The sequence below is a fragment of the Streptomyces sp. NPDC005496 genome (assembly GCF_042872045.1).
In the GTDB taxonomy this organism is placed as follows: Bacteria; Actinomycetota; Actinomycetes; order Streptomycetales; family Streptomycetaceae; genus Streptomyces.
Window position 1 is genome coordinate 185,210 of record NZ_JBIAJQ010000011.1, and the last position, 25,810, is coordinate 211,019.

Sequence of the window (25,810 nt, forward strand, 5' to 3'; positions counted from 1 at the left end):
GCCTCCCCGGTGTTCAGCTCGATTCGCGGTGCACGACCCTCGCTCCCAGCACATCGTGCGCCTCCGGTGGGGCGGCCGGTTCGCGCACCGCCCGGTCGACCAGCTCCGCGAGGTCACGTCCGGCCGGCAGCTCGATGTGGACGGTGCTCAGCCGCGGGCGGAGCAGCCGGCCGAGCATCAGGTCGTCGGCACCGATCACGGCCGTCTCCTCGGGGACGATGATGCCCTCGTCCTGGAGGGCCCGCATCAGCAGCATGGCGTACTCGTCGTTGTACGCGAACACCGCGTCCAGGCCGAGTGAACGCCAGTTCCCGGCCAGCCGGGCCGCCGACTCCTCGTCGTAGGCCAGCGGCAGCTCGGTGACGTCGGCGTCCGTGCCGTGCGCGGACCTGCGTACTCCTTCGAGCCGGGGCCGGGAGAAGACCTCGAGGCCGGGCTCCTCGGGGACGACGACTCCGATGCGGCGGCGCCCACGGGCGAGGAGGTGCTCGCCGGCGCGGCGTCCGACCTCTGCGTGGTCCATGAGCAGCGCGTGCGCGCCCTCGACGCGCTCGGTGCCGACGGTGACGACGGCCCGCGCGCCGGAGCGTTTGAGGACGGCCACGCCCTGGCTGCCGAGGTCGCTGCCCGGTACCAGGACGGCGACGGGGCGCAGCTCCGCCCAGGCGCGGGCGGCCTCGTCGCCGTTCAGGCCGACGCTGCCGTACTGCACGACGGTGTAGTCGAGGCGGCCCAGCGCCCCCTGGAGTTCGGTGAGGAACTGGCTGTAGAGCGGGCCGACCGGCACGTTCGGGGCGGGCATCAGCACCATCCGGCTGTGTCCGGCGCGCAGGCTGCGGGCCGCGGCGTGCGGGACGTAGCCGAGCTCCTTGGCCGCCTCGTGGACGCGGCGGCGGGTGGGCTCGCTGATGCGGACGGCGCTGGTGTTGTTCAGGACGTACGAGACGGTCGCGCGGGACACACCGGCGAGGCGGGCCACGTCCGCGCTCGTCGGCACGGGGAGTGGTGCGGGCGACGTCGGGGCGGGGTCGTTCGGTATGGGCACCATGACGGACCGCATCCTTGCAGAAGCCCGGCGCGCCGCTTTGCGCCGGGGGACCCTCCCGTGCCCGCCCCCTGGTCCGGGGTGGCCGTCGGCAGGAACTCCCGCGCGCGGAAAGGAAGTTCGGCGTCCCGTACCGCTGTGGGCGCCCGCACGTTACCGTTCGGTAGAAGCCGCGCATCGGGAGGTGCCCGTATGGCCGACGACCGTGCCCCGGGGCTGGCGGAGTGCGCCCGCGCGCTCGCCGGCGGGGAGCTGAGCGCGCGTGAGGCGGTCGAGCGGTCGCTGGCCCGGATCGAGGCGACCCAGCCGTCCCTGAACGCCTTCCGGCGGCTGCGCGCCGAGGAGGCGCTGGCCGAGGCCGACGCCGCCGACCGGGAGCTTGCGGCGGGCGGCAGGCGCCCGTTGCTGGGGGTGCCGGTGGCCGTGAAGGACGACATGGACGTGGCGGGGCTGCCGACGGCGTTCGGCTGCCGGGGCGAGTTCCCGCCCCGGGAGCGGGACGGTGAGGCGGTAAGGCGGCTGCGCGCGGCCGGCGCCGTGATCGTCGGCAAGACCAACACCTGCGAGCTGGGGCAGTGGCCCTTCACCGAGGGGCCGGCCTTCGGCGCCACCCGCAATCCCTGGCACACCGAGTACACCCCGGGCGGTTCGTCCGGCGGTTCCGCGGCTGCGGTCGCGGCCGGTCTGGTGCCGGCCGCGCTGGGCTCCGACGGCGCGGGCTCGGTCCGCATCCCGGCCGCCTGGACGCACCTCGTCGGCATCAAGCCGCAGCGGGGGCGGATCTCGACCTGGCCGCGCCCCGAGTCGTTCCAGGGGATCACCGTGAACGGCACGCTGGCGCGTACGGTCGCCGACGCGGCCCTGCTCCTGGACGCGGCGAGCGGTCAGCACAGCGGCGACCTGCACCATCCGCCGCTGGTACGCGTGTCCGAGGCGGTCGGCCGCGATCCGGGGCGGCTGCGGATCGCGCTCTCGCTGCGGCCGCCGTTCACGGCGCTGCCCGCCCGGCTCGATCCGCGCGTACGGACGGCGGTCGTCGCGCTCGCTGAACGTCTCGCCGCGCTCGGCCACGTCGTGGAGGAGGCCGAGCCGCGCTACGGACGGATAGGGCTCACGTTCGTCCCGCGTGCCACGGCGGGCATCGCCGAGTGGGTGCGCGAGGCCCCCTTCCCCGACCTCCTGGACCGGCGCACGCGGGAGGCCGCCCGGCTGGGCCGGCTGCTCGGCGGCACGCCGCTGCGGGTCGCGCGCCGGGCGGAGGCCGCGCTGCACCGGCGGATCGGCGCCCTCTTCGACTCCTACGACGTCCTCCTCGCGCCGACGACCGCCGCTCCCCCGCCCCGGATCGGCGCCATGCTGGACCTCAGCGGTTTCGGCACCGACCGCGCCATGATCGCCGCCTGTCCCTACGCCTGGCCGTGGAACGTGCTGGGCTGGCCCGGCGTCAACGTCCCCGCCGGGTTCGTGGGCGACGGACTGCCGGTCGGCGCGCAGCTCCTCGGTCCGGCGCACAGCGAGCCTCTCCTGGTGTCGCTGGCCGCGCAGTTGGAGGACGACCGGCGCTGGCACGTGCACTGGCCGCCGCCCGCCGCTGCCGCCGAGTCCCGCGCCGCGTAGGAGAGTTCGGCGCCGGCACCGTGACCAGCGGCTCCCGGCCGTACGCTGTCGCCATGGACGATGCGTCGATGGTCGGGTTGATGGGGCGGGTCACCGGCACGGTCGGGCCCGGGCTCGTCGGCGAGGTGATCGTCCGGGTGCGGGGCGGGGCCGAGCACTTCCTCGCGTACCCGGCCGCCCCGAAGGAGCGCATCGAGCGGGGCACGGTCGTGATGGTGGTGGAGTACCTGCCGCCGAGGACGGTCTACGTGTCGGCCGCGTACGACAGTTGAGCCGCCCGCGGCCCAGGTGAGGGCCGTAAGCGTCAAGATTGCAACAAGGATCCGCCACCGTGTGTACCCGGGCCCCGCGCGGAGGCACACTCCCCTCGTTCGGTGCCGACAGGGCACCATTCAAAGGGGGCGTATGCCGATGATCGTCGGCGTCGTGGCGGGGGCGTTTGTCCTCGCACTGATCTTCATCTTCGTGGTCTTCAAGCTCATGTGGCGCGTCGCGGAGCCCAACGAAGCACTGATCATCTCGGGTTCGAAGCACCGGACCGAGGGCCTTGAAGAAGGCATGGGGTTCCGCATCGTGACGGGGCGCGGCACGCTGGTCATGCCGGGCGTGCAGGCGGTGCGCAAGCTGTCGCTGGACCTGAACGAGACCGAGTTGTCCGTGGACTGCGTGACCCACCAGGGCATTCCGCTCAAGGTGCGGGGCGTGGTCATCTTCAAGGTGGGCGACGACTTCGTGTCGATCGCCAACGCGGGCCGCCGCTTCCTCGACCAGCAGAAGCTGATGGCGGAGCGGGTGCACAACGTGTTCGCCGGTCATCTGCGGTCCATCGTCGGCGGGTTGACCGTCGAGGACATGATCCGCGACCGGGAGAAGCTCACCGGGCAGACCCGGGCCGCCTGCGGCACGGAGATGGAGAAGCTGGGGCTGATCGTCGACTCGCTGCAGATCCACGAGATCGAGGACCCGACCGGCTACATCAAGAACCTGGCCATGCCGCACGCGGCCGCCGTCCAGCGGGACGCGCGGATCGCCCAGGCCGAGGCCAACCGGCTGGCCACCGAGGCCGAGCAGCAGGCCGCGGCGCGGATGTCGGAGGCCACCCGGGACAGCGAGATCCTCCAGGCCGGCTACCAGGCCGAGCGCGACAAGGCGGCGGCGAAGTCCCGGCAGGCGGGACCGCTCGCCGACGCCGCGTCGCGGCAGGAGGTCGTGGTGCAGGAGACCCGGGTCGCCGAACTGGAGGCGCAGCGGCGCGAGCAGCAGCTCCAGGCGGACGTCCGCAAGCCGGCCGACGCGAAGGCGTACGAGAAGCGCACGCTGGCCGAGGCCGAGCGTGATGTGCGGATCTCCGCGGCGCAGGCCAAGGCGAAGGAGACGGAGCTCGCCGCCGCGGCGGAGGCGACGCGGGTGAAGACGGCCGCGGGCGCCGAGGCGGAGGCGACCAAGGCCCGGGGTGCGGCCGCCGCGACGGCGACGCGTGCCACGGGTGAGGCCGAGGCGGCCGCCGCCCAGGCCAAGGGACTCGCGGCCGCCGAGGCGACCCGCGCGCAGGGTCTCGCGGAGGCGGAGGCCATCAAGGCGCGGGCGGCCGCCCTCGCCGAGAACCAGGAGGCCGTGGTCGCCCAGCAGCTCGCGGAGAACTGGCCCGAGATCGTCCAGGCGGGTGCGAGCGCGTTCAACAACGTCGAGCACATGGTGCTGCTCAACGGCGCCGACGGGATGTCCGACATGTTCGCCAAGGCGCTCACGATGGGCGGCACTGGGCTGGGCCTGGCCCGTCAGCTGCTCTCCTCGATGAACCAGAACGGGACGGCGGCCGACGGGGCCGCCGGCCTCAACGGCTTCACACCGCCGCGCACCCAGAAGGTGCCGGTGGAGAAGGACGACGAGTGAGCTGATCCCGCCGCTGGGCGCCCGGTCCCGGAGCGGCGTCGCGGCCGTGGGCCCTCTCGGGGGACCACGGCCGCGGCGCGTGCGGACCCGCGCGGCGGGCGGGGACCGGTGGCCTCTAACGTGCTCCCTGTGACTGCCAACATCGACGAAGTCCCCGGCCGCTTCGGGCCGTCGGCCACCACGGAGGCCGCCGCCCGCGAGGTCGGCCCGGTGCGGACCGAGTACTCGCCCGCGCACGACGGCGACCCCGACCCGGGCGAGATCGTCTGGACCTGGGTGCCCTACGAGGAGAACGACGGGCGGGGCAAGGACCGGCCGGTGCTCGTCGTCGCCCGGGAGGCCGCGGGCACGTTCCTCGCCGTGCAGCTGTCGAGCAGACGGCACGACGGCGACCGCGACTGGGTGCCGATCGGCAGCGGGCCGTGGGACCGCACCGGGCGCGACTCGTGGGTGGCGGTGGACCGCGTCCTGCGGCTGCACGAGGACGGCATGCGCCGGGAGGCGTGCGCACTGGACCGGATGCGGTTCAACCTGGTGGTGCACCGGCTGCGGGAACGCTACGGCTGGCGCTGACCGCGTCCCGTACGGCGCCGGCGCGGGCCCGCGGGGGCGGTGCGGTCAGGGCCGGCGGACGCCGCCGACGAGGGCGAACGCCTGCTCGAACGCCGCCCGGGTCACCGCGCCCCGGGTCCGGTCGAGCACCCCGAAGACGACGTGGTCGAACGCCCCGGTGAAGCGGCCGCCGTCCGTCAGCAGGGCCCGGAAGGCGCCCGCCACCTGCCCGGGGTCGTTCTGGAAGACGCCGCAGCCCCAGGCGCCCAGCACGAGCCGCCGGTAGCCCTCGGCCACCGCCGTCTCCAGGACACGCTCGGCCCGGACGGCGAGGGCGTGCGGCAGCTCGCCCGCCCGCTCGGGCGCCGTCCGCAGCACGACTCCGGCGTTGGGCGCCGCGGCGGTCAGGAATCCCGCGGTGTAGGGCTCGTCCAGCAGCCGCCCGTGGTCGTCGCGGAAGACGGGCACGCCCGGTGAGTGGATGACACGGTCCGTGTAGAACGGGTCGCGGTGGGTGCGGTGGTGGTCGTAGAACGCGCGGGCGTGCAGCACGCAGGTGTAGAGCGCGGACGCCCGGCACAGGGCCTCCTCCTGGGCCTGCGCGCCGTTCAGATAGCCGCCGCCGGGATTGCGCGCCGAGGCGAAGTTCAGCACGGCGACGGGGCCCGGCAGGCGGCGCGCGGCCTCCAGGCTGCTCTCGCCGGTCACCTCGATCACCGTCTCGACCGGGGTGACCCGTGGCGTCTGCACGGGTTCCGGCCCGTACACGCGGGTGCCGGCGCGGGCGGCGTCGACCGCCGCGGCGATCGGCACCGTGCGTCCGTCGGACGCGCGGTACCGGCCCGCCGCGACGATCTCCTCCGTCTGATGCGCGATCCCGCGCAGCCGTGCGCTCACCGCGCGACCCCCGTACGCGCCGCGAGCGTGTCCCGCGCGATCTCCCCCGTCGTGCTCATGAACGCATCGTGAGCGATGCTGGTCATGCGACGCAACAGAGTTTTCCGGGCGCTCGAACACTGTTCCCCTGACCCCGAAAGCGACGATCTGCACTCTTGTGCGAACCGGCTTTCGTGGTCTTGGGTGGTACGAGCGATGCCGGTCCGGCCCATCAGAAGCCGGACCGGCGGCATGATGGAATCTCAGGAGGATCCCGACATGTCCGATTCGGTGAGTGACTGTACGGAGCACCGCTCCCTGGTCACCGAAGCCGAGGTGGAGGCGCTGGTCCGAGGCATCTGCTTCAAGACCGGACCGCCCCGACTCCTCGGCGTCGAAGTGGAATGGCTCGTCCACGAGCTGCGTGAACCGCGGCTCCCCGTAACACCCGCACGACTCGAAGCGGCATACACCGCAGTGCGGGCCCTGCCCCTGCGTTCGGCGCTCACCGTCGAACCGGGCGGTCAGCTGGAGCTCAGCTCCCTTCCCGCCGCCTCCCTGATGGAGTGCGTCGAGACCGTGTCCGCCGACCTCGCCGCCGTACGTGGGGCCTTGCGCGAGAGAGGCCTCGGCCTCAGCGGATACGGCCAGGACCCCTGGAAACCCCCGAGCCGCTTCCTTCGGGAACCGCGCTACGACGCCATGGAGCGCTGCCTCGACCGCACGGGTCCCGAGGGCCGCGCCATGATGTGCTCCTCCGCCTCCGTCCAGGTGTGCCTGGACGCCGGGTACGAGGAGCCGGGGCCGCTCGGGCACGGGCGGCGCTGGTGGCTCGCGCACCAGCTGGGCGCCGTCCTGGTGGCGGCGTTCGCCAACTCGCCGATGGCCGCCGGGCGGCCGACCGGCTGGCGCTCCACGCGCCAGTCGCTGTGGGCGGCGATGGACCCCGGGCGCTCCGGCGCACCCTCGCTCGCGGGTGATCCGCGGGCCACCTGGGCCCGGCACGTCCTGGACGCGCCGGTGATGTGCGTACGGAACCCGGACGGCCCCTGGTCCACGCCCGAGGGGCTCACCTTCCGGGCCTGGACGCGGTCCGGCTCCCCGCCGGACCGGACCGACCTGGACTACCACCTGACCACCCTGTTCCCGCCGGTGCGCCCGCGCGGGCATCTCGAACTGCGCATGATCGACGCCCAGCCGGGCGACGACGGGTGGATGGTGCCGCTCGCCGTCACCACCGCCCTGTTCGACGACGCGGAGGCCGCCGAGACTGCCTACCGGACGGTGAAACCCCTGGCCGAACGGGCGGGCTCGCAGGCCGCCCCGTGCAATCCGCTGTGGACCGAGGCCGCGCGCGGCGGCCTCGGCGACCCCGAGCTGCGGGAGGCCGCCGCCGTCTGTTTCGCGGCCGCCGCCGAGGCGCTGCCGCGTATCGGCGCGTCCCCCGCGGTGCGGGAGGCGGTGGCCCGGTTCACCGACCGCTACGTGGCCCGGGGGCGCTGTCCCGCCGACGATCTGCTCGACCAGTTCCACGGGAAGGACATCCGCACATGACCGCCCCCGAATCCCTCACGGACCCGGAGTCGCTCAGGGAGCGCGCCCTGGAGGCGCTGGTGACGGCCCGCGACCGCACCGCGCTCCTGACCTCCTGTGTGGAGGAGCCCGAACTCACCGCGCAGCACTCGCCGTTGATGTCGCCACTGGTGTGGGACCTCGCCCACATCGGCAACCAGGAAGAGCTGTGGCTGCTGCGCGCCGTCGCCGGACGGGAGCCGATGCGCCCGGAGATCGACGGCCTGTACGACGCCTTCGAGCACCCGCGCGCCGAGCGGCCCTCCCTCCCGCTGCTGCCCCCCGAGGAGGCCCGCCGCTACGCCGCCGACGTGCGGGGGCGGGCGCTGGACGTGCTGGAGAGCAGCACGTTCCGGGGCACGCGGCTGACCGAGGCAGGTTTCGCCTTCGGCATGATCGCGCAGCACGAACAGCAGCACGACGAGACCATGCTGATCACCCATCAGCTGCGCCGGGGGCCCGCCGCGCTCACCGCGCCGGACCCGGTGGCCGGACCGCCGTTCACGGGACCCGCCGAAGTCCTGGTTCCGGGCGGCCCGTTCACCATGGGCACCTCGGCCGAGCCCTGGTCGCTCGACAACGAACGCCCGGCGCACGAGCGCGACATACCGGCGTTCCACATCGACACCACGCCGGTCACCAACGCCGCCTACCAGGCCTTCATCGAGGACGGCGGCTACGGTGACGCCCGCTGGTGGACGGCCGAGGGCTGGGACCACATCCGCGCGCACTCCATCGAGGCGCCGCTGTACTGGCGCCGCGACGGCGGGCAGTGGCTGCGCAGGCGCTTCGGCGTCACCGAGGTCGTACCGCCCGACGAGCCCGTGCTGCACGTGAGCTGGTACGAGGCCGACGCGTACGCCCGCTGGGCGGGGCGCCGGCTGCCCACCGAGGCCGAGTGGGAGAAGGCCGCCCGCCACGACCCGGTCTCCGGCCGCTCCCGGCGCTACCCGTGGGGGGACGAGGACCCGACCCCGGACCACGCCAACCTGGGCCAGCGCCACCTGCGCCCGGCGCCGGCCGGCAGCTACCCGGCGGGCGAGTCCCCGCTCGGCGTACGGCAGTTGATCGGCGACGTGTGGGAGTGGACCGCGAGCGACTTCACGGCGTACCCGGGCTTCACCGCGTTCCCGTACAAGGAGTACTCGGAGGTGTTCTTCGGGCCGGAGCACAAGGTGCTGCGCGGCGGCTCGTTCGCCGTGGACCAGGTGGCCTGCCGCGGCACCTTCCGCAACTGGGACTACCCGGTCCGGCGGCAGATCTTCTCCGGGTTCCGCACCGCCCGCGACGGAGCCGCCTGATGTGCCGTCATGTGGCGTACCTGGGGCCCGAGGAGCCGCTCGGCGCCCTTCTCGTGGCACCGCCGCACGCCCTGTACCGGCAGTCGTGGGCCCCCCGCCGACAGCGCTACGGCACGGTCAACGCCGACGGGTTCGGCGTCGGCTGGTACGCGCACGGGGACGCCGTTCCCGCCCGCTACCGCCGGCCCGGCCCCATCTGGGGCGACCAGTCCTTCGCGGACCTGGCCCGGGTGGTGCGCTCGGGCGCGCTGCTCGCGGCGGTCCGGGACGCGACGGTGGGCGGCGCAGACGGGGAGGCCGCGGCGGCCCCGTTCGCCGCGGGCCGCTGGCTGTTCAGCCACAACGGCGCCGTCGCGGGGTGGCCCGGCTCGCTGGCCCCGCTCGCGACGACGCTGCCGCCCGCCGCCCTGCTGTCGATGGAGGCCCGCTGCGACTCGGCGCTCGTGTGGGCGCTCGTCCTCGAACGGCTGCGGGGCGGCGACGACGAGAGCCAGGCGCTCTCCGACACGGTCCTGGAGGTCGCCGCGGCGGCCCCCGGATCGCGGCTCAACCTGCTGCTCACCAACGGCGAGACGATCACCGCCACCGCCTGGGGCGACACCCTGTGGTACCTCGCCGAACCGGGCCGCAGCACCGTCGTGGCCTCCGAACCCTACGACGACGATCCGCACTGGCAGGAGGTGCCGGACCGCACGCTGCTCGCGGCGAGCCGCACCGACGTCCTGCTCACCCCCCTCAAGGACCCGCTGGAACAGAGCGCGCCGCAAGGACACCTGGCATCCGCCCCACCCGAGGAGCCCCGCACGTGAGCCCGTTCCTTCTCACCCGCACCCTGCCCGAGGACGCCACGGAGGCGGCGCTGCGCGCCGACGTCCTGCACGGCCTCACCCGCACCCCCAAAACGCTGCCGCCGAAGTGGTTCTACGACGCGCACGGCAGCGAGCTCTTCGAGAAGATCACCGAACTGCCGGAGTACTACCCGACCAGGGCCGAGCGCGAGATCCTCAGCGCCCGGGCCGGCGAGATCGCCGCGGCGACCGGCGCCCGTACCGTCGTCGAGCTGGGCTCGGGCTCCAGCGAGAAGACCCGGCACCTGCTCGACGCCCTGCCGGGGCTGCACACGTACGTGCCGGTCGACGTGAGCGAGAGCGCCCTGAGCCTGGCCGGGCGGGCGCTGGCCGCCGAGCGCCCGGACCTCGGCGTGCACGCGCTGATCGCCGACTTCACCGCGGGTCTCACCCTGCCGGACACCCCGGGCCCGCGGCTCGTCGCGTTCCTCGGCGGCACGATCGGCAATCTGCTGCCGGACGAGCGCGCGGCGTTCCTGGCGTCCGTACGCTCCCTGCTGGCACCCGGCGACACCCTGCTGCTGGGCACGGACCTGGTGAAGGACCCGGCGGTGCTGGTCGCCGCGTACGACGACGCGGCGGGGGTGACGGCCGCGTTCAACAAGAACGTGCTGTCCGTCGTCAACCGCGAACTCGGCGCGGACTTCGACCTCGACGGCTTCGAGCACGTCGCGCTCTGGGACGCCGCGAACGAGTGGATCGAGATGCGGCTGCGCTCGCGCACGGCGCAGACCGTGAAGATCCCGGCGCTGGAACTCGCCGTCGACTTCGAGGACGGGGAGGAGCTGCGCACCGAGATCTCCGCGAAGTTCCGGAAGGAGCGGGTACGTGACGATCTCGCCGCCGCGGGCCTGGAGTTGGCGCACTGGTGGACGGACGAGGAGGGACGCTTCGCGCTCTCGCTGAGCGTGGCCCGGTAGGCGTGTGCCGGTGGGGCGTGTGCCGTCCTGTGTGGCGCCGGCCACCCGTGTGCCCGAACGGGCCGCGCGTGCGGTGCGGTTCGCCGGGGGTCCGTGTCTCCGCGGAGGCACGGACCCCCCGCACGTCACTCCTCGGCGACCGCCAGCGTCTCGGTGATCCGGCGTGAGGCGCGGGCGGCCTCGGCGGCGGGGTCGGAGCCGATGAGGACCTTGGTCATGTAGTCCTTGATCGGGTTGTCCGCCTCCACGGCCGCCCACTCGGGCGAGGAGGGGGTCGCCCGGCCCTGCGCGGCGCCCGCCGCCATGGCCGCGACCCCCTCCTTGTCCGCGACCACACCGGCGAGCGTGGTCTTGTTGGGCACGTAGTCCATCGTCCGGGCCAGTTCCTTCTGCCACTTGGCGCCGGCCAGCGCGGCGATGACGGCGATCGCCCCGCGCCGGTCGTCGGTGTTCTTCGGCACCACCAGGTCGGAGCCGCCGGTGAAGACGGCACCGGGCCGGGCCGCCGTCCTCCCCGGCACCGGGAAGTACCCGAGTTCGTCCTCGAGTTCGGGGTTCGCCTGCACGACGGCCCGGGCGAGGCCGGGCACCGCGACGATCTGCGCGACCTGCCCCTTGGCGAACACCCCTGCCTGCGGCGGGTGTTCCTCGTCGGCGTCGACCGGGCCCTCACCGAGAGACTGGAGGCGCCGGTAGAAGTCCATCCCGCGCAGCGCGGCCGGCGTGTTCAGGGCTCCCTCCCAGGTCCCGTCGGACTCGGTCGCCAGCTCGCCGCCCTCCTCCCAGATGAACCCGGCGAGGGTGTACCAGTCCTGTCCGGCGAGGTAGATGCCCTGGGTGCCGCCGGAGTCGAGCTTGCGCGTGTCCGCGAGCCACTGTTCGCGCGTCCTCGGGGGCTTCTTGATCCCGGCCCGCGCGAAGAGGTCCTTGCGGTAGATCACCACGCGGTTGGCCGCGTACCACGGGATGCCGTACTGCCGGAAGACGTACTTGCCCGGTTCGGCGAGGCCGGGCAGCCAGTCGTCCCTGCCCCAGTCGCGCATCGACTCCAGTGTCAGGTCGAGCAGCCCGTCCCCCGCGACGTACTGGGCGACCTGGGTGTTGCCGACCTCGATCACGTCGGGGGCGTCGTCGGCCGGCCCCTTCAGCGCGGCCTGCACCTTGTCGCCGATCCCGGTCCACTGCTGGATGCGGACGTCGAGCTCGAGGTCGCCGTGGGTCCGCTCGAACTCGTCGGTGAACCGGTCGATGAAGTCCTTGGAGGCGCTGTCCTTCATCAGCCACACCGTGACGGTCCGCCGGTCCGGGCCTGACTCGGGCAGGGCGCCGCAGGCGGTCAGCAGGGACGCGGAGGCCAGGGTGGAGGCGAGGAGTGCGACAGCGGTTCGACGTCTCACGAGGGGTCCTGTTCTGTCTTGCGGACAGGGGAAGGGAGCCCGACATGGGGGGACGAGCGGGTGCGCTCGCACGGGTGTGCTGGATTTTGGTATGGACCAATCGAACCGTCAAGGGCGGAACCGGCCACGCGAGGTGGCGGCACCGGTCCCCCTCGGACCGGCGCCGCCGCCCGTTCAGCTTCCCGGCACGGTGTCCTGGAAGGTCGTCCCGGCACTGCGGAACGCGGCCACCTTGGCCGCCACCTGCGCCGGAGTGAGGACCTGGTCCTTGACGTGCAGGACGTAGTCCACCTGCTCGTCGTAGGCGCGCGGGGTGGTGCTCGTCTGGCCCGCCAGGTCGATCAGCCACTGGTTGAAGTTGATCGACATGGGCCGTTCGGGCAGGTAGGCGGCCCCGTGCGTCCCGAAGACCTGCCCGTCGACGTAGTACGTGATGCTGCTGCCGTCGATGGTCACCACCAGGTCGTGCCAGCCGGCGTAGCTCTGCCGTGCCTCACTGTGCTGGTTGACCGCCTCCCAGGGATCGGGCCGGTAGGTCTCCCAGGACGTCGTGTACAGGATGTTCGACGGCTCGCCCCAGCCGCCGTTGGGGAGGTACTCGAAGTCGTACTCCGCGTAGTCGTCGGCCATCGGGGCGGTCAGGTCGTTGATGGTGAAGAACGTCTGGACGAGGCGGTCGCCGTCCGGTCCGGACCGGGGCGCGTCGGAGAACTTGACGCGCGCCGCGTACGTCCCGTTCTTGAACTTCAGCGCCTTGGTGAGCACTTCGGTCTGCTTCGTCGACGCCCCGGTGCCCGCGGTCGACGTCTCCAGGTTCATCACGGAGTTGCCGTTCGCGTTCACGAAGGTGACGTTCTCGGGGGCCCAGGTGGCTCCGGGCACGCCGGGGCCGCCGGAGTTGGAGCGCACGTTCCAGCCGTGCTCCGAGATCTTCGGGTCGGTGTGGCCGCTGTAGTTGAAGTCGTCGAAGAGCGCGGCCCCGTTCGGCGGCGGGTCCGTGGGGTCGGTGGGCCCGGGACCGGGCTCGTTGCCCGCGGGCGCGGTCCCCCAGACGAGCGCGCCGGCGCGGGTCGCCGTGACCTTGCCCCAGCCGGCGTAGGAGGTCTGGGCGGCGCCGAACGAGTAGTCGTCGCTCTGCTTGAGCGTCTGCCAGTCGGCACGGTAGAAGCGGAGCTGCATGTCCCCGGTGTCGGCTCCGGGGGCCAGCGAGCCGGCGCCGGAGGTGAAGCCGATCTCCAGGTAGCGGTCGGCGGTCGCCGTGGGTGAGGCGAGCGTGCCGAAGGTGCCGGTGATGTTGGAACAGCCCTTCACGGCCCAGGAGCAGGCGAAACGGTAGGTCGTGCTCGGGCTGTCGGCCTTGAAGTAGTACCGGAGCCGCACCTCACTGAGCGGCACGGACGTGCCCGAGGTGTTGGTCACCTTGAGCCAGGGTTCGCTCTGGTCGGCGTTCGCGCCGGTCGCGCTGGTGCGGTACTGGACGCTCAGTCCGTCGCCGGCCGCGTTCGCGGGCAGCGCGGTCAGCCCGGCGAATGCCAGTCCCGCCGCTGCGACGCCGACGGCGATGCGAAGTCTGGTGCCTTGTCGGTTCATGGATGAATCTCCTTTCGGAGTTCCGGAAGCCGCGGCCTTACCAATTGGTCAGCTGACCACTGACGCGTGGTTGAAGGTGGCATAGACCAATGCACGCGTCAAGGCCCGTCACAGCAAAGGGAGTTGACGGCTCCTCCTCGTCAAGTGGTCAAGCGACTGGTTACGATCGGCCTGACCAGCTGTGCCCAGCAACGGAGGGTCGAGCGCATGGACGGAATGCTGAAGCGGGAGCGGGTACGCGATTTCCTGCTCGGCCTGGTCGAGGAGCGCGGCCCCGGAGCCGCGATCCCCTCCGAGCGCACCCTCTGCTCCCAACTCGGCGTCTCACGGCCCACGTTGCGCGCCGCTGTGGACGAACTCGTCGCCACGGGGCTGCTGGTGCGCGAGCACGGCCGGGGCATGTTCGTGGCACCGGAGAAGATCACGCAGGAGATCGTCGCCGGGCACCGGCCGGCCCGCGTACCGCTCGCCGCGGGCACCTGGTCCAGCCGCATCCTGGAACTGACGAGGATCCGCGCCGGCGCCCGGGTCGGCCGGAAACTGCGCACCTCGCCCGCCGCGGAGCTGCTCTACGTCGCGCGCCAGCGACTGGTCGACGGCGTGCCCATGGCCATCGAGCATCTGCACATCCCGGCGGAACTGGTGCCCACGCTCACCGCCGCCGAGCTGGAGGCGGGCGACCTCTACGAGCATCTGCGGGACCACCACGGGATCTCGGTCCACGAGGCGACCCAGTCGATCGAGCCGACCGTCGTCAGCGAGGCCGAGGCGAAGATCCTCGGCGTTCCCGTCCTGTCCCCGGCGCTCCTCATCGAGCGTCTGACCACGGACACCGACGAGCGTCCCGTCGAGTACGTCCACTCCCTCTACCGGGGCGACCGCTACCGCATCGTCTCCCGGCTGTCCCTGGCGCCGCCCCGGCCGGCCGCCGACACCGAGCCGGACCGCGCGGAGAGCGCGGGCGACTTCGCCCACGGGGTGCCCGACATCTCGCGCACGGCCGCGCTCTGGGGCACCGTGGAGTGACGCGTGGCACAGGGGCCACGGCGGAGAGGAGCTACCCGCATGTCCAACCACACCTATCGGGTCACCGAGATCGTCGGCACCTCGACGGAGGGCGTCGACCAGGCCGTCCGCAACGGGATCGCCCGGGCCTCGCAGACCCTGCGCAACCTCGACTGGTTCGAGGTCACGCAGGTCAGGGGCCAGATCGAGAACGGGCAGATCGAGCACTACCAGGTCGGTCTCAAGGTCGGCTTCCGTCTGGAGGACGGCGACTGACGCGCGGCGCCCCGGTACCGCGGTCCCCCGCGGGAGGAGTCGCCCCGGTCAGGTCCGGCCCTCCCGTTCCTGCGCCTCCTCCAGCGCGGCGGACGTAGCCGCCCACCGGGCCCGTACGACGGTGAAGCCGGCCCGCTCGGCGTCCGCGCAGACGAGTTCGTCGTCGTCCACGAAGACGCGGATCTCGCGGTCGCGGGCCAGCCGTCGCAGGATCTCCAGCTTGGTGCGGCGGGCGGGCCTGCGGTCGTCGTCCCGGCGCATCCGCAGCGTCCCCTCGGGCAGCCCCTGCGCGGCGAGCCAGGCGAGCGTGTCGCGGCGGCAGCGCTCGGGGCGGCCGGTGAGGTAGAGCACCTCGCACTCCTCGGCGCTGCCGCGCGCCAGCGCCACGCCCTCCGCCAGCGGCGGGTCGTGCGGCGCCGCCGCGAAGAACGCGTCCCAGTCCCGGGGCTTGCGCTCCAGGAACCGCTGGCGGTGCGCGGTGTCGGCGAGTGTGCCGTCGAGATCGAATACGGCCAGGGGCCGGCTGTTCCTCGTCACGCCGACCACCTTAGGAGCACGGCGGTCCGAGCGGGTCGTCAGCTGTTCCAGCTCTCGTCGTACGGGTCGCGCGGGGCCGGGACGGGCCTGGCGCGGTCGACGTCGATGAACGGGATCCGGCCGCCGTTGACCGGGTCCGTCGTCCGCCGGCCGGTGTAGGTGCCGACGACGACCAGCCAGGTGTCGGGCTGGAGGACGGGCGGGACCCGTCCGGACAGACCGACCTTGACGGGCTGCGCGTCGGCGGCGCAGCAGTTGAGCGCCATGCGGACGAGGTAGGGCGTGCCGTCGCGGCCGAGCGCCACGAACCCGGTGATCTCGACCCGCCGTCCGTCGAGCGAGCGCCCGTGGTCGTAGGCGGCGCGTCCCGCGTAGTCGACGAGGCTGAGGCGCAGGGGGTCGCCGGCGGGCAGTCCGGGGTAGCCGAAGGGCTGCTGCAGCGCCGTACCGGCGTGCATGGCGCTGTAGGAGCCCAGCGCGGGCGGGGCGACCAGGATGAGCGCGAGCAGCGGCAGGACCAGCAGCCAGGCGACGCGCGGCTCCCGGTGGGCGTGCCCGTGCCCGTCCGCCTCCCCGGGGCCTTCGCCGCCACCGTCCGCGGCTCCCCCTCCCTCCCCGGTCTTCGGCGCGGGCCGCCGCAGTTCGTAGCGGACGGTGGCGACGGCGGTGGCGATCAGGACGACTCCGGCCGCGATCAGCAGCGGACGCAGCCCCGCCTTGACGTACCGGAGGTACAGATCGGTGAAGGAGGCGTGCAGCACCGCCGCGCCGGTCAGGAAGAGCACGGCCGCCTGTGCCTGCCGGTTCACAGGATCACCGTCCCGACGAGGGCCGACACGAGGACGGCGAGGGTGAAGGTCGCCGGGGCGAACCGCATGGCGAAGCCGCGCCCGAAGGTGGCGGTCTGCATGGCGAACAGCTTCAGGTCGATCATGGGCCCGACGACCAGGAAGGCCAGCCGGGCGGTGAGCGAGAACTGGGACAGGGACGCCACCACGAACGCGTCGGCCTCCGAGCAGATCGACAGCAGCACGGCGAGAACCGCCAGGGCGAGGATCGCGACCACGGGGTTGCCGGCCGCCGTCCGCAGCCAGTCCGCCGGCACCACGGCCTTGAGCGTCGCCGCCGCCATCGCCCCCACCACGAGGAACCCGCCGGCGTGCATGACGTCGTGCCGCACGGACCCCCAGAACGCCGCTCCCCGGCCGTGGCCCTCGAACGAGGGATGGGCGGGCGGGCGCAGCCAGTCGGCGCGCCCCAGCCGCTGCCACAGCCAGCCCATCAGACAGGCCACCAGCAGACTCGCCACGAAGCGGGCCAGCACCATCCGGGGTTCGCGCGGGAACGCGACGGCGGTCGCGGTCAGGACGATCGGGTTGATCGCGGGCGCGGACAGCAGGAAGGCCAGGGCGGCCGCGGGGGTGACCCCCCGGCGCACGAGCGCGCCCGCCACCGGTACGGACGCGCACTCGCAGCCGGGCAGGACGGCTCCCGCCATCCCGGCCACCGGGACGGCGAGGGCGGGGCGCGCGGGCAGCGCCCGGGCGAAGAACGACGGCGGGACGAACACGGCGATGGCCGCCGACAGCAGGACACCGAGGACGAGGAAGGGCAGCGCCTGCACGACCACCGCGACGAACACGGTCGTCCAGCTCTGCATCACCGGCTCGGACAGGGCCCGGCGGACCGGCCCCTGGAACGCGACCACCACGAGCAGCACCATGGTGAGCACGAGGGGCGAGCTGAACTGCCAGCCCTGCGGATCGCCGGACTCCTGCCGCCGGGCACGCGGCGGGGCTTCCTTGATGGTCGTCACGGGTGAGGTACCTCCGGCGTGGCACGGGCGTGGGCTGATGCCCCTCCCCTTCAGTACGCCGGTTCGGGCGCACCTGCTCAGCCGGGTTCGCACCGTCCTGGAAGTCGCGGGCCATCAGCGGTGTTGTACCGGTAGATCGACAGCGGCACAGCCGAATGCACGGAACCGGCCGGCGAGGACGCCGGCAGGACCGGCGGACCGGCCTTCGGGCGAAGGGATCCCGCGTGGAAGCCACACGTTTCTCCGTACTCGACCGTTCCCGCACCCGGGAGGGGCACGACGGGGCGCAGGCGCTTCGGGACACCGTGGCGCTGGCGCGGGAGCTGGAGACGCTCGGCTACCACCGGGTCTGGGTCTCGGAGCATCACGGTGTGCCCGGGATCGCCGGTTCGGCGCCGACGGTGCTGGCCGCGGCGGTCGCGGCGGCGACCCGCCGCATCCGCGTGGGCACCGGCGGCGTCATGCTGCCGAACCACCGTCCGCTGGTTGCGGCCGAGCAGTTCGGCGTGCTGGAGTCCCTCTTCCCGGGCCGGATCGACATGGGGCTCGGGCGCTCCGTGGGCTTCACGGACGGTGTGCGCCGCGCGCTGGGCCGGGACAAGGAGGACGCCGAGGACTTCGCCGCCCAGCTCGACGAACTCCTCGGCTGGTTCCGGGGCACGTCCCCGACCGGTGTCCACGCGCGGCCGGCGGAGGGGCTGCGGGTGCCGCCCTTCGTCCTGGCCCTCGGCGAGGGCGCCGACGTCGCGGCGCGGGCCGGACTGCCCATGGTCATCGGCGACCTCAGGAACCGCGACCGGATGCGGCGCGGCGTCGACCGCTACCGGGAGACGTTCCGTCCCTCCCCGTGGGCGCGGGAGCCGTACGTGGTGGTGTCCGGCACGGTGGCGGTCGCGGCCACCGAGGAGGCGGCACGCCGTGTCCTCGTCCCCGAGGCCTGGTCGATGGCGTACTCGCGCACCCACGGCACGTTCCCGCCGCTGCCGCCCGCCGAACGGGTGGAGGCACTCGTCATGTCCGCCCGGGAGCGGGAGTTCTACGAGTCCGGGCTGACCGGCCACATCGCCGGCACCGAGGACCAAGTGGCCGACGCCCTGCGGACGCTGGTCGAGGAGACCGGCGCCCAGGAGGTGCTCGTCACCACCAGTACGTACGACCGCGCCGCGCTGCTGGACTCCTACCGGCGCCTCGCCCGGGTCGCCGGACTGACGGCCACCCACCGAGGTGACCTCGCGCGCACCCCGTAGAATCGTGGGGTTTTGTCCCCCGCCCCCGGGAGCCCGGCCCATGCACAGCCCCCACGACCCGTACGTCCGCGTGCGCGGTGCCCGCGAGCACAACCTCCAGGGCGTCGACGTCGACATTCCGCGGGACGCGCTGGTGGTGTTCACCGGGGTCTCCGGATCGGGCAAGTCCTCGCTCGCCTTCGGCACGATCTACGCGGAGGCGCAGCGGCGCTACTTCGAGTCGGTCGCCCCGTACGCGCGCCGGCTGATCCACCAGATCGGGGCGCCGAAGGTCGGGGAGATCACCGGGCTGCCGCCCGCGGTGTCGCTCCAGCAGCGGCGCTCGACGCCCGGTTCGCGGTCCTCGGTCGGCACGGTCACCAACCTCTCGAACTCGCTGCGGATGCTGTTCTCCCGCGCCGGGGACTACCCCGCCGGCGCACAGCGGCTGGACTCGGACGCCTTCTCGCCGAACACTGCCGCCGGGGCCTGCCCGGAGTGCCACGGTCTCGGCCGCGTGCACCGGACGACCGAGGAGTCGCTGGTCCCCGACCCCTCGCTGTCGATCCGCGAGGGCGCGATCGCCGCCTGGCCGGGGGCCTGGCAGGGCAAGAACCTCCGCGACGTCCTCGACGCGCTGGGCCACGACGTGGACCGGCCCTGGCGCGAACTGCCCTCCGAGGAGCGGGAGTGGATCCTGTTCACGGACGAGCAGCCGGTCGTGACCGTGCATCCGGTGCGCGACGCCGACCGCATCCAACGCCCGTACCAGGGCACGTACATGAGCGCCCGGCGCTATGTCATGAAGACGTTCGCGGACTCCAGGAGCGCGACGCTGCGGGCCCGGGCGGAGCGGTTCCTGGAGAGCGCGCCCTGTCCGGTCTGCGGCGGCCGGCGGCTGCGTCCCGAGGCGCTGGCGGTGACGTTCGGCGGCCGGACGATCGCCGAGCTGGCCGCGCTGCCGCTGACCGAGCTGGCCGCGTCGCTGGAGCCGCGGGGGGAGGCGGCGCGGGTCCTGACGGACGACCTGAGGGCGCGGATCGCACCGGTCGTCGAACTGGGTCTCGGCTATCTCAGCCTGGACCGCGCGACCCCCACCCTGTCCGCCGGCGAGCTCCAACGGCTGCGCCTGGCCACCCAGTTGCGCTCCGGGCTCTTCGGTGTCGTCTACGTCCTGGACGAGCCGTCCGCGGGGCTGCACCCGGCGGACACCGAGGCCCTGCTCACGGTGCTGGAGCGGCTGAAGGCGGCGGGCAACTCGGTGTTCGTGGTGGAACACCATCTCGACGTGGTGCGCGGCGCGGACTGGGTGGTCGACGTCGGCCCGCACGCGGGTGAGCGCGGCGGACGCGTCCTGCACAGCGGGCCGGTCGCCGGGCTGGCCGGCGTGGCGGATTCGGCGACGGCCCGCCACCTCTTCCACCGCTCCCCGGAGCCGGCGCGGGAGGTACGCCGCGGGCGCGGGCAGGTGAAGGTCGGGCCGGTCAGCCGGCACAACCTGCGCGGGGTGACCGCCGAGTTCCCGCTCGGTGTCTTCACGGCGGTCACCGGCGTCTCCGGGTCCGGGAAGTCCACCCTGATCGGTGAGCTGACCGGTGAACTGCCGGGCGTGGAGCGGCTCGTGAGCGTCGACCAGAAGCCCATCGGGCGGACGCCGCGCTCCAACCTGGCGACGTACACCGGTCTGTTCGACGTCGTGCGCAAGGTGTTCGCGGCGACCGACGAGGCGAAGCGGCGCCGGTACGGGGTAGGGCGCTTCTCCTTCAACGTCGCGGGCGGACGCTGCGAGACCTGCCAGGGCGAGGGGTTCGTCAGCGTCGAGCTGCTCTTCCTGCCGAGCACGTACGCCCCGTGCCCCGACTGCGGCGGGGCCCGCTACAACCCCGAGACGCTCGAAGTGACGTACCGCGGGCGGAACATCGCCCAGGTGCTAGACCTGACGGTGGAGGGCGCCGCCGAGTTCTTCGCGGACACTCCCGCCGTCGCCCGCAGCCTCTCCGCCCTGCTCGACGTGGGGCTCGGCTACGTGCGGCTCGGCCAGCCCGCGACGGAGCTGTCCGGCGGTGAGGCGCAGCGCATCAAGCTGGCCAGTGAGTTGCAGCGGGTGCGGCGCGGCTCCACGCTCTACCTTCTCGACGAGCCGACGACCGGACTGCACCCGGCGGACGTCGAGGTCCTGACGCGCCGGCTGCACGAGCTGGTCGACGCGGGCCACACCGTCGTGGTCGTCGAGCACGACATGGCGGTGGTCGCCGGAGCGGACTGGGTGATCGACCTCGGACCGGGCGGGGGCGACGCGGGCGGACGGATCGTCGCGGCGGGACCTCCGGCCGAGGTGGCGGCCGTACGGGAGAGCAGCACGGCCCGCCACCTCGCCGCCCACCTCACACGTACGCCGCCCGCGACCCCGCCCGACTGAGAACCCACGCCCACCGACCACCCCGGACGAGGCCGGGGCGTCCTAGGTGCTCGGCGCGGTGCTCGGCTCGCGGGGTGTGGCAGAGCAACACGGAGCCTGACCCCGCGCTGAGGACCCCGGACGCTTGAGCACCGCCCGCCGAACAGCCATGACGACCGAGCCGGGGCTCACCCTCCGTGCGCCGGCGAGCGCCAACCCGTTGGGGCGCCCCCGGACGACAGCCGCCGCACTCCCGCCCTCGGCGACGCGATCCATCCGGACGTCCCCGGCGGCACCGCGCCGCCCGGCTCCACCGCCCGCTGGGCCGCCTGGGCCAGGGCGCGCCGGTCGGTGTGGGTGCCCGGGGCGAGAGGGGCGCGTACCTCCACCTCGGCCACCAGCCCGCGTGCCGTCGCCACGCGCCACAGCGAGGCCAGCAGCGAGTCGTCGCCGACGAAGGCGGGCGCTGTGGTGGCCGCTCCCCCGGCGAGCCGGTAGCGGACGCGCACCGGCTGGACGGCGACACCGGCGTCGAGCGCGGCCTGGAAGACGGCCCGCCGGAAGCGGCCCTGGGCCCGGCCGCACCAGGTGCTGCCCTCGGGGAAGGCCACCACCGCGGCGCCCGCGCGCAGGGCTTCGGTGATCCGCGCGACGGTGTGCGGCAGCGCCCGCAGCCGGTCGCGCTCGATGAACAGGGTGCCGCCGCGCGCCGCGAGCCCGCCCGCCACCGGCCACCGCCCGACCTCCGACTTGGCCAGCATGCGGCCCGGGCGGACGGCGGCGAGGAGCGGTATGTCCAGCCAGGAGATGTGGTTGGCGACGAGCAGCAGACCGCCGGTCGGCGCGGCCGTGCCGGTGATGCGCACGCGGACGCCCGAGGCCCGGACCACGAGCCGGCACAAGCGTCGGACCAGCCGGTCCCGGGGGCCCGCCGGCGTCCTGGCGAGGACGGGGACGAGCGCGATCCCCGTGAGGGTCAGCGCCAGTACCGCCGCCAGCCGGAGGGCGGCCAGCGGCGCCGCGGCCACGCCGCCCGGGTCCGGGACGCAGGCCGGCGGGGAGCAGGGCGCGCTGGGCAGCCAGGCGCTCGCGGCCGCGGGGGTCCCGGCCGGGCGGACGGCCGGGACCCGGGACGGCGGACGCGGCGCGCGCGGGTGCGGAAGCCGCACCGCGCCGGCCGTGGGGGCCCGCATCACGCGGGGACGAGCGAGAGGAAGTGCCGCAGGTAGCGCGGGTCCACCCGGCGCATCGACAGCAGCACGTACAGGTCGGCGACGCCGAAGTCCGGGTCGTGCGCGGGCTCCCCGCAGACCCAGGCGCCGAGGCGCAGATAGCCGCGCAGCAGCGGGGGCAGGTCGCGGCGCCCGACCCCCGGCGCCGGTGTGCGGGCGGACCCGGCGGTGTCCGGCGACCACGGCAGCAGCGGCCGTACGCGGTACTCCTCGGGGGCCAGGTGCTTGGTCCGCACCCGCTCCCAGGTGCTCGCGGCGAGTGCGCCGCCGTCGCCGAGCGGGAGGGAGCAGCAACCGGCGAGCCAGTCGTGGCCGCCCTCCACCATGTAGCGGGCGATGCCCGCCCAGATGAGTCCGATGACCGTGCCGTCCCGGTGGTCGGGGTGCACGCAGGAGCGCCCGACCTCGACGAGGCCGGGGCGGATCGCGGCGAGCGGGCCGAGGTCGAACTCGCTCTCGGAGTAGAGCCGTCCGGCGATCGCCGCCCGCTCCGGGGGCAGCAGCCGGTAGGTGCCGACGACCTGGTCCGTGAGGGTGTCGCGCACCAGCAGGTGGTCGCAGTAGGCGTCGAAGGGGTCGATGTCGAGGCCGGGCTGCGGGGAGGCGAGCAGGGCGCCCATCTCCCCGGCGAAGACCTCGTGGCGCAGCCGCTGCGCGGCCCGCACGTCGGCCTCGTCGCGGGCCAGGGTGACGGTGTAACGGGCGGGGGACGTCGGCTGCGGCGGGCTGGCGAGGGTGGAAACGCCGGTCATGGCACTCTCCTGGTCACGGGCCGGTTCGGCGGAGCGGCGCAGACCGGATCGGTGCGGTCTGCGCGTTCCTGTTCTTCCGATGCCGATTGGCGTGCGCGTGACCTGTGCCAGGAGCAGGGATGTGGGGATGCTGAATGCCCGGGGGCGCCCGTGCCGCGTGCGGACTGCGGGCCCGGGGAGTGCGAGACGGGACCGGGGATGAGCACCACTCCCGGTCCCGCCCGTCCGCACCCTGTCGGCGAACGTCCTGTGAAGAGAGGGCTACCGCCTGCCCGCCTTGCGGGTCGCGCGCAGCCACTCCTTGTTCATGCCGGTGATGGAGACCAGCGGGATGCCCTTCGGGCAGGCGGTGGCGCACTCGCCGGCGAGGGTGCAGCCGCCGAAGCCCTCCTCGTCCATCCGCGCCACCATGTCGAGCACGCGGGTCTCCCGCTCGGGGGCGCCCTGCGGCAGCACGTTGAGGTGGTTGACCTTCGCCGAGGTGAACAGCATCGCCGAGCCGTTCGGGCACGCGGCCACGCAGGCGCCGCAGCCGATGCACTCGGCGTGCTCGAAGGCGAAGTCGGCGTCGGGCTTGGGCACGGGGGTCGCGTGGGCCTCGGGCGCGGCGCCGGTCGGGGCGGTGACGTAGCCGCCGGACTGGATGATCCGGTCGAACGCCGACCGGTCCACCACGAGGTCCTTCACGACCGGGAAGGCGGAGGCGCGCCACGGCTCGACGTCGATCGTGTCGCCGTCCCGGAAGGACCGCATGTGCAGCTGGCAGGACGTGGTGCGTTCGGGGCCGTGCGCCTCGCCGTTGATGACGAGCGAGCAGGCGCCGCAGATGCCCTCGCGGCAGTCGTGGTCGAAGGCGACGGGGTCCTCGCCCTTGAGGATGAGTTCCTCGTTGAGGGTGTCGAGCATCTCCAGGAAGGACATGTCGGCCGAGATGCCGTCCACCTCGTACGTGGACATCGCTCCGTCGGCGTCGGCGGCGCGCTGGCGCCAGACGCGCAGGGTGAGCTTCATGCGTAGCTCCGCTGGGTGGGGTGGACGTACTCGAAGACGAGGTCTTCCTTGTGCAGGACGGGTGCCTCGCCGGTGTCGGTGAACTCCCAGGCGGCGGCGTACGAGAACTCGTCGTCCTTGCGGGCGGCCTCGCCGTCGGGGGTCTGGGACTCCTCGCGGAAGTGGCCGCCGCAGGACTCGGAGCGGTGCAGTGCGTCGAGGCACATGAGCTCGGCGAGTTCCAGGTAGTCGACGACGCGGTTGGCCTTCTCCAGCGACTGGTTGAACTCCTCGCCGGTGCCGGGCACCTTGATGCGCCGCCAGAACTCCTCGCGGATCTGCGGAATGCGTTCCAGTGCCTTGCGCAGTCCGCTCTCGCTGCGGGCCATGCCGCAGAACTCCCACATCAGTTCGCCCACTTCGCGGTGGAAGGAGTCCGGGGTGCGGTCGCCGTCGACGGCGAGGAGCAGCCGCAGCCGGTCCTCCGTCTCCGCCAGCACCTCCTGGACGACGGGGTGTTCGTCCGTGACGTCCTCGTGGTGCGGGTTGCGCGCGAGGTAGTCGTTGATGGTGGACGGCAGCACGAAGTAGCCGTCGGCGAGGCCCTGCATCAGGGCGGAGGCGCCGAGCCGGTTCGCGCCGTGGTCGGAGAAGTTGGCCTCGCCGATCGCGAACAGGCCGGGGATCGTGGTCTGGAGGTCGTAGTCGACCCACAGTCCGCCCATCGTGTAGTGCACGGCGGGATAGATCCGCATCGGCACCGTGTACGGGTCCTCGGCGGTGATCCGGGCGTACATGTCGAAGAGGTTGCCGTACTTCTCCTCGACCTTGGCGCGGCCCATGCGCCGGATGGCGTCGGCGAAGTCCAGGTAGACGCCCTGTCCGCCGGGGCCGACGCCGCGGCCCTCGTCGCAGACGTTCTTCGCGGCGCGGGAGGCGATGTCGCGGGGCACGAGGTTGCCGAAGGAGGGGTAGACGCGCTCCAGGTAGTAGTCGCGCTCGTCCTCGGGGATCTCGTTCGGCGGGCGGGTGTCGCCCTTGGCCTTCGGGACCCAGATGCGTCCGTCGTTGCGCAGCGACTCGCTCATCAGGGTGAGCTTCGACTGGTGCTCGCCGGTGCGCGGGATGCAGGTGGGGTGGATCTGGGTGAAGCAGGGGTTGGCGAACCAGGCGCCGCGCCGGTGTGCCCGCCAGATCGCGGTGGCGTTGGAGTTCATGGCGTTCGTCGACAGGTAGAAGACGTTGCCGTAGCCGCCGCTGGCGAGGACGACGGCGTCCGCGTAGTACGTGTCGATCCGGCCGGTGATCAGGTCGCGGGCGACGATGCCGCGGGCCCGCCCGTCGACCACGATGAGGTCGAGCATCTCGGTGCGCGGGTGCATCTCGACGTTGCCGGCGGCGATCTGCCGGGACAGCGCCTGGTAGGCGCCGAGCAGGAGCTGCTGGCCCGTCTGGCCGCGGGCGTAGAAGGTGCGGGAGACCTGGACGCCGCCGAAGGAGCGGGTGTCGAGGAGGCCGCCGTACTCGCGGGCGAAGGGGACGCCCTGCGCGACGCACTGGTCGATGATCTCGACGGAGATCTGGGCGAGCCGGTGGACGTTGGACTCGCGGGCCCTGAAGTCGCCGCCCTTGACGGTGTCGTAGAACAGCCGGTGGACGGAGTCGCCGTCGTTGCGGTAGTTCTTCGCCGCGTTGATGCCGCCCTGCGCGGCGATGGAGTGTGCCCGGCGGGGCGAGTCCTGGTAGCAGAACTGCACGACGTGGTAGCCCTGTTCGGCGAGCGTGGCGCCGGCCGAACCGCCGGCCAGGCCCGTGCCGACGACGATCACGGTGTGCTTGCGGCGGTTGGCGGGGTTGACCAGTCGGGCCTCGAAGCGCCGGCTGTCCCAGCGCCGGTCGACCGGGCCCGTCGGGGCCTTGGTGTCGACGGCCGGTTCACCGGTCGTGTACTCGGCATAGGAGTTCAT

23 protein-coding genes are annotated in these 25,810 nt (G+C 73.4%); 12 read left to right on the top strand and 11 right to left on the bottom strand.

The window, feature by feature from the left end; translation table 11 throughout:
• Positions 1-13: 13 nt before the first annotated feature.
• Positions 14-1,048 (bottom strand): LacI family DNA-binding transcriptional regulator, encoded by a 1,035-nt coding sequence (locus ACFYQQ_RS30440; RefSeq protein WP_355788404.1) that lies wholly within the window; start codon positions 1,046-1,048, stop codon positions 14-16.
• A gap of 189 nt (positions 1,049-1,237) precedes the next feature.
• On the opposite strand from ACFYQQ_RS30440, the gene ACFYQQ_RS30445 reads away from it, so the two are divergent.
• From ACFYQQ_RS30445 to ACFYQQ_RS30460, 4 genes are all read left to right on the top strand, one after another.
• Positions 1,238-2,662 carry an amidase gene (locus tag ACFYQQ_RS30445; protein WP_356165349.1) on the top strand — a complete coding sequence of 475 codons (1,425 nt, stop codon included), beginning with the start codon at positions 1,238-1,240 and terminating at the stop codon, positions 2,660-2,662.
• Between the two features lie 53 nt (positions 2,663-2,715).
• Positions 2,716-2,934, top strand: coding sequence for a hypothetical protein (locus tag ACFYQQ_RS30450; RefSeq protein WP_355792620.1), 219 nt, complete (start codon positions 2,716-2,718; stop codon positions 2,932-2,934).
• A gap of 133 nt (positions 2,935-3,067) precedes the next feature.
• Entirely contained in the window at positions 3,068-4,555 is a 1,488-nt protein-coding gene (locus tag ACFYQQ_RS30455; RefSeq protein WP_388905878.1) for an SPFH domain-containing protein, read from the top strand.
• A 129-nt stretch (positions 4,556-4,684) separates the two neighbouring features.
• Positions 4,685-5,128: a type II toxin-antitoxin system PemK/MazF family toxin gene (locus tag ACFYQQ_RS30460; RefSeq protein WP_356165344.1), complete on the top strand. Its 444-nt coding sequence runs from the start codon at positions 4,685-4,687 to the stop codon at positions 5,126-5,128.
• A gap of 45 nt (positions 5,129-5,173) precedes the next feature.
• On the opposite strand, the gene ACFYQQ_RS30465 is transcribed toward ACFYQQ_RS30460, so the two are convergent.
• The gene (locus tag ACFYQQ_RS30465) at positions 5,174-6,004 is read right to left on the bottom strand and encodes a TIGR02452 family protein (protein WP_356165341.1); all 831 of its coding nucleotides are present in this window, start codon (positions 6,002-6,004) and stop codon (positions 5,174-5,176) included.
• Between the two features lie 258 nt (positions 6,005-6,262).
• Between ACFYQQ_RS30465 and egtA the strand changes: the two genes are divergently transcribed.
• Genes egtA through egtD form a run of 4 tightly spaced genes read left to right on the top strand, consistent with a single transcriptional unit; the run spans position 6,263 to position 10,624 of the window.
• On the top strand, positions 6,263-7,537 hold the full coding sequence (egtA, locus tag ACFYQQ_RS30470) for an ergothioneine biosynthesis glutamate--cysteine ligase EgtA (protein WP_356241603.1): 1,275 nt from the start codon (positions 6,263-6,265) through the stop codon (positions 7,535-7,537).
• Positions 7,534-8,856: an ergothioneine biosynthesis protein EgtB gene (egtB, locus tag ACFYQQ_RS30475; RefSeq protein ID WP_356165336.1), complete on the top strand. Its 1,323-nt coding sequence runs from the start codon at positions 7,534-7,536 to the stop codon at positions 8,854-8,856. Before egtA ends, egtB begins: the two co-directional genes overlap by 4 nt.
• Positions 8,856-9,665, top strand: a complete 810-nt coding sequence (egtC, locus tag ACFYQQ_RS30480; protein WP_356165333.1) for an ergothioneine biosynthesis protein EgtC — start codon at positions 8,856-8,858, stop codon at positions 9,663-9,665. The genes egtB and egtC overlap by 1 nt, the downstream gene beginning before the upstream one ends.
• A complete protein-coding gene (egtD, locus tag ACFYQQ_RS30485; protein WP_356165330.1) occupies positions 9,662-10,624 on the top strand; it encodes an L-histidine N(alpha)-methyltransferase in 963 nt (320 codons plus the stop codon). The genes egtC and egtD overlap by 4 nt, the downstream gene beginning before the upstream one ends.
• Before the next feature lie 125 nt (positions 10,625-10,749).
• Here the strand turns inward: egtD and ACFYQQ_RS30490 are convergent, their stop codons facing one another.
• Both ACFYQQ_RS30490 and ACFYQQ_RS30495 read right to left on the bottom strand, forming a co-directional pair.
• Positions 10,750-12,021: an extracellular solute-binding protein gene (locus ACFYQQ_RS30490; RefSeq protein ID WP_388905885.1), complete on the bottom strand. Its 1,272-nt coding sequence runs from the start codon at positions 12,019-12,021 to the stop codon at positions 10,750-10,752.
• Between the two features lie 174 nt (positions 12,022-12,195).
• Positions 12,196-13,611 carry a cellulose binding domain-containing protein gene (locus ACFYQQ_RS30495; RefSeq protein ID WP_356165324.1) on the bottom strand — a complete coding sequence of 472 codons (1,416 nt, stop codon included), beginning with the start codon at positions 13,609-13,611 and terminating at the stop codon, positions 12,196-12,198.
• Between the two features lie 216 nt (positions 13,612-13,827).
• Here ACFYQQ_RS30495 and ACFYQQ_RS30500 point away from each other — a divergent pair, with 216 nt between their 5' ends.
• Together ACFYQQ_RS30500 and ACFYQQ_RS30505 are read left to right on the top strand one after the other, a co-directional pair.
• Positions 13,828-14,637, top strand: a complete 810-nt coding sequence (locus ACFYQQ_RS30500; protein ID WP_355794175.1) for a GntR family transcriptional regulator — start codon at positions 13,828-13,830, stop codon at positions 14,635-14,637.
• A 39-nt stretch (positions 14,638-14,676) separates the two neighbouring features.
• Complete coding sequence (locus ACFYQQ_RS30505; protein WP_121407380.1) at positions 14,677-14,892, top strand: dodecin; 216 nt, start codon at positions 14,677-14,679, stop codon at positions 14,890-14,892.
• A gap of 48 nt (positions 14,893-14,940) precedes the next feature.
• Here the strand turns inward: ACFYQQ_RS30505 and ACFYQQ_RS30510 are convergent, their stop codons facing one another.
• From ACFYQQ_RS30510 to ACFYQQ_RS30520, 3 genes are read right to left on the bottom strand one after another with little or no spacing between them, the layout of a single operon-like run.
• On the bottom strand, positions 14,941-15,429 hold the full coding sequence (locus ACFYQQ_RS30510; protein ID WP_355794173.1) for a hypothetical protein: 489 nt from the start codon (positions 15,427-15,429) through the stop codon (positions 14,941-14,943).
• Between the two features lie 38 nt (positions 15,430-15,467).
• Complete coding sequence (locus ACFYQQ_RS30515; protein WP_356241614.1) at positions 15,468-16,238, bottom strand: TIGR03943 family putative permease subunit; 771 nt, start codon at positions 16,236-16,238, stop codon at positions 15,468-15,470.
• Positions 16,235-17,245: a permease gene (locus tag ACFYQQ_RS30520; protein WP_388905891.1), complete on the bottom strand. Its 1,011-nt coding sequence runs from the start codon at positions 17,243-17,245 to the stop codon at positions 16,235-16,237. The genes ACFYQQ_RS30515 and ACFYQQ_RS30520 overlap by 4 nt, the downstream gene beginning before the upstream one ends.
• A gap of 224 nt (positions 17,246-17,469) precedes the next feature.
• Between ACFYQQ_RS30520 and ACFYQQ_RS30525 the strand changes: the two genes are divergently transcribed.
• Positions 17,470-18,492, top strand: a complete 1,023-nt coding sequence (locus ACFYQQ_RS30525; RefSeq protein ID WP_388905894.1) for an MsnO8 family LLM class oxidoreductase — start codon at positions 17,470-17,472, stop codon at positions 18,490-18,492.
• 40 nt (positions 18,493-18,532) lie between these two features.
• Positions 18,533-20,890 (top strand): excinuclease ABC subunit UvrA, encoded by a 2,358-nt coding sequence (locus ACFYQQ_RS30530; RefSeq protein ID WP_355793506.1) that lies wholly within the window; start codon positions 18,533-18,535, stop codon positions 20,888-20,890.
• Positions 20,891-21,057: 167 nt separating this feature from the next.
• Here ACFYQQ_RS30530 and ACFYQQ_RS30535 read toward each other — a convergent pair whose 3' ends face one another.
• The 4 genes from ACFYQQ_RS30535 to ACFYQQ_RS30550 form a co-directional block, all read right to left on the bottom strand.
• Entirely contained in the window at positions 21,058-21,897 is an 840-nt protein-coding gene (locus tag ACFYQQ_RS30535; protein ID WP_356165309.1) for a lysophospholipid acyltransferase family protein, read from the bottom strand.
• A gap of 164 nt (positions 21,898-22,061) precedes the next feature.
• Positions 22,062-22,853: a GNAT family N-acyltransferase gene (locus ACFYQQ_RS30540; protein WP_355789973.1), complete on the bottom strand. Its 792-nt coding sequence runs from the start codon at positions 22,851-22,853 to the stop codon at positions 22,062-22,064.
• A gap of 261 nt (positions 22,854-23,114) precedes the next feature.
• Positions 23,115-23,864 (bottom strand): succinate dehydrogenase/fumarate reductase iron-sulfur subunit, encoded by a 750-nt coding sequence (locus ACFYQQ_RS30545; protein ID WP_355789970.1) that lies wholly within the window; start codon positions 23,862-23,864, stop codon positions 23,115-23,117.
• A complete protein-coding gene (locus ACFYQQ_RS30550; protein WP_355789967.1) occupies positions 23,861-25,810 on the bottom strand; it encodes a fumarate reductase/succinate dehydrogenase flavoprotein subunit in 1,950 nt (649 codons plus the stop codon). The genes ACFYQQ_RS30545 and ACFYQQ_RS30550 overlap by 4 nt, the downstream gene beginning before the upstream one ends.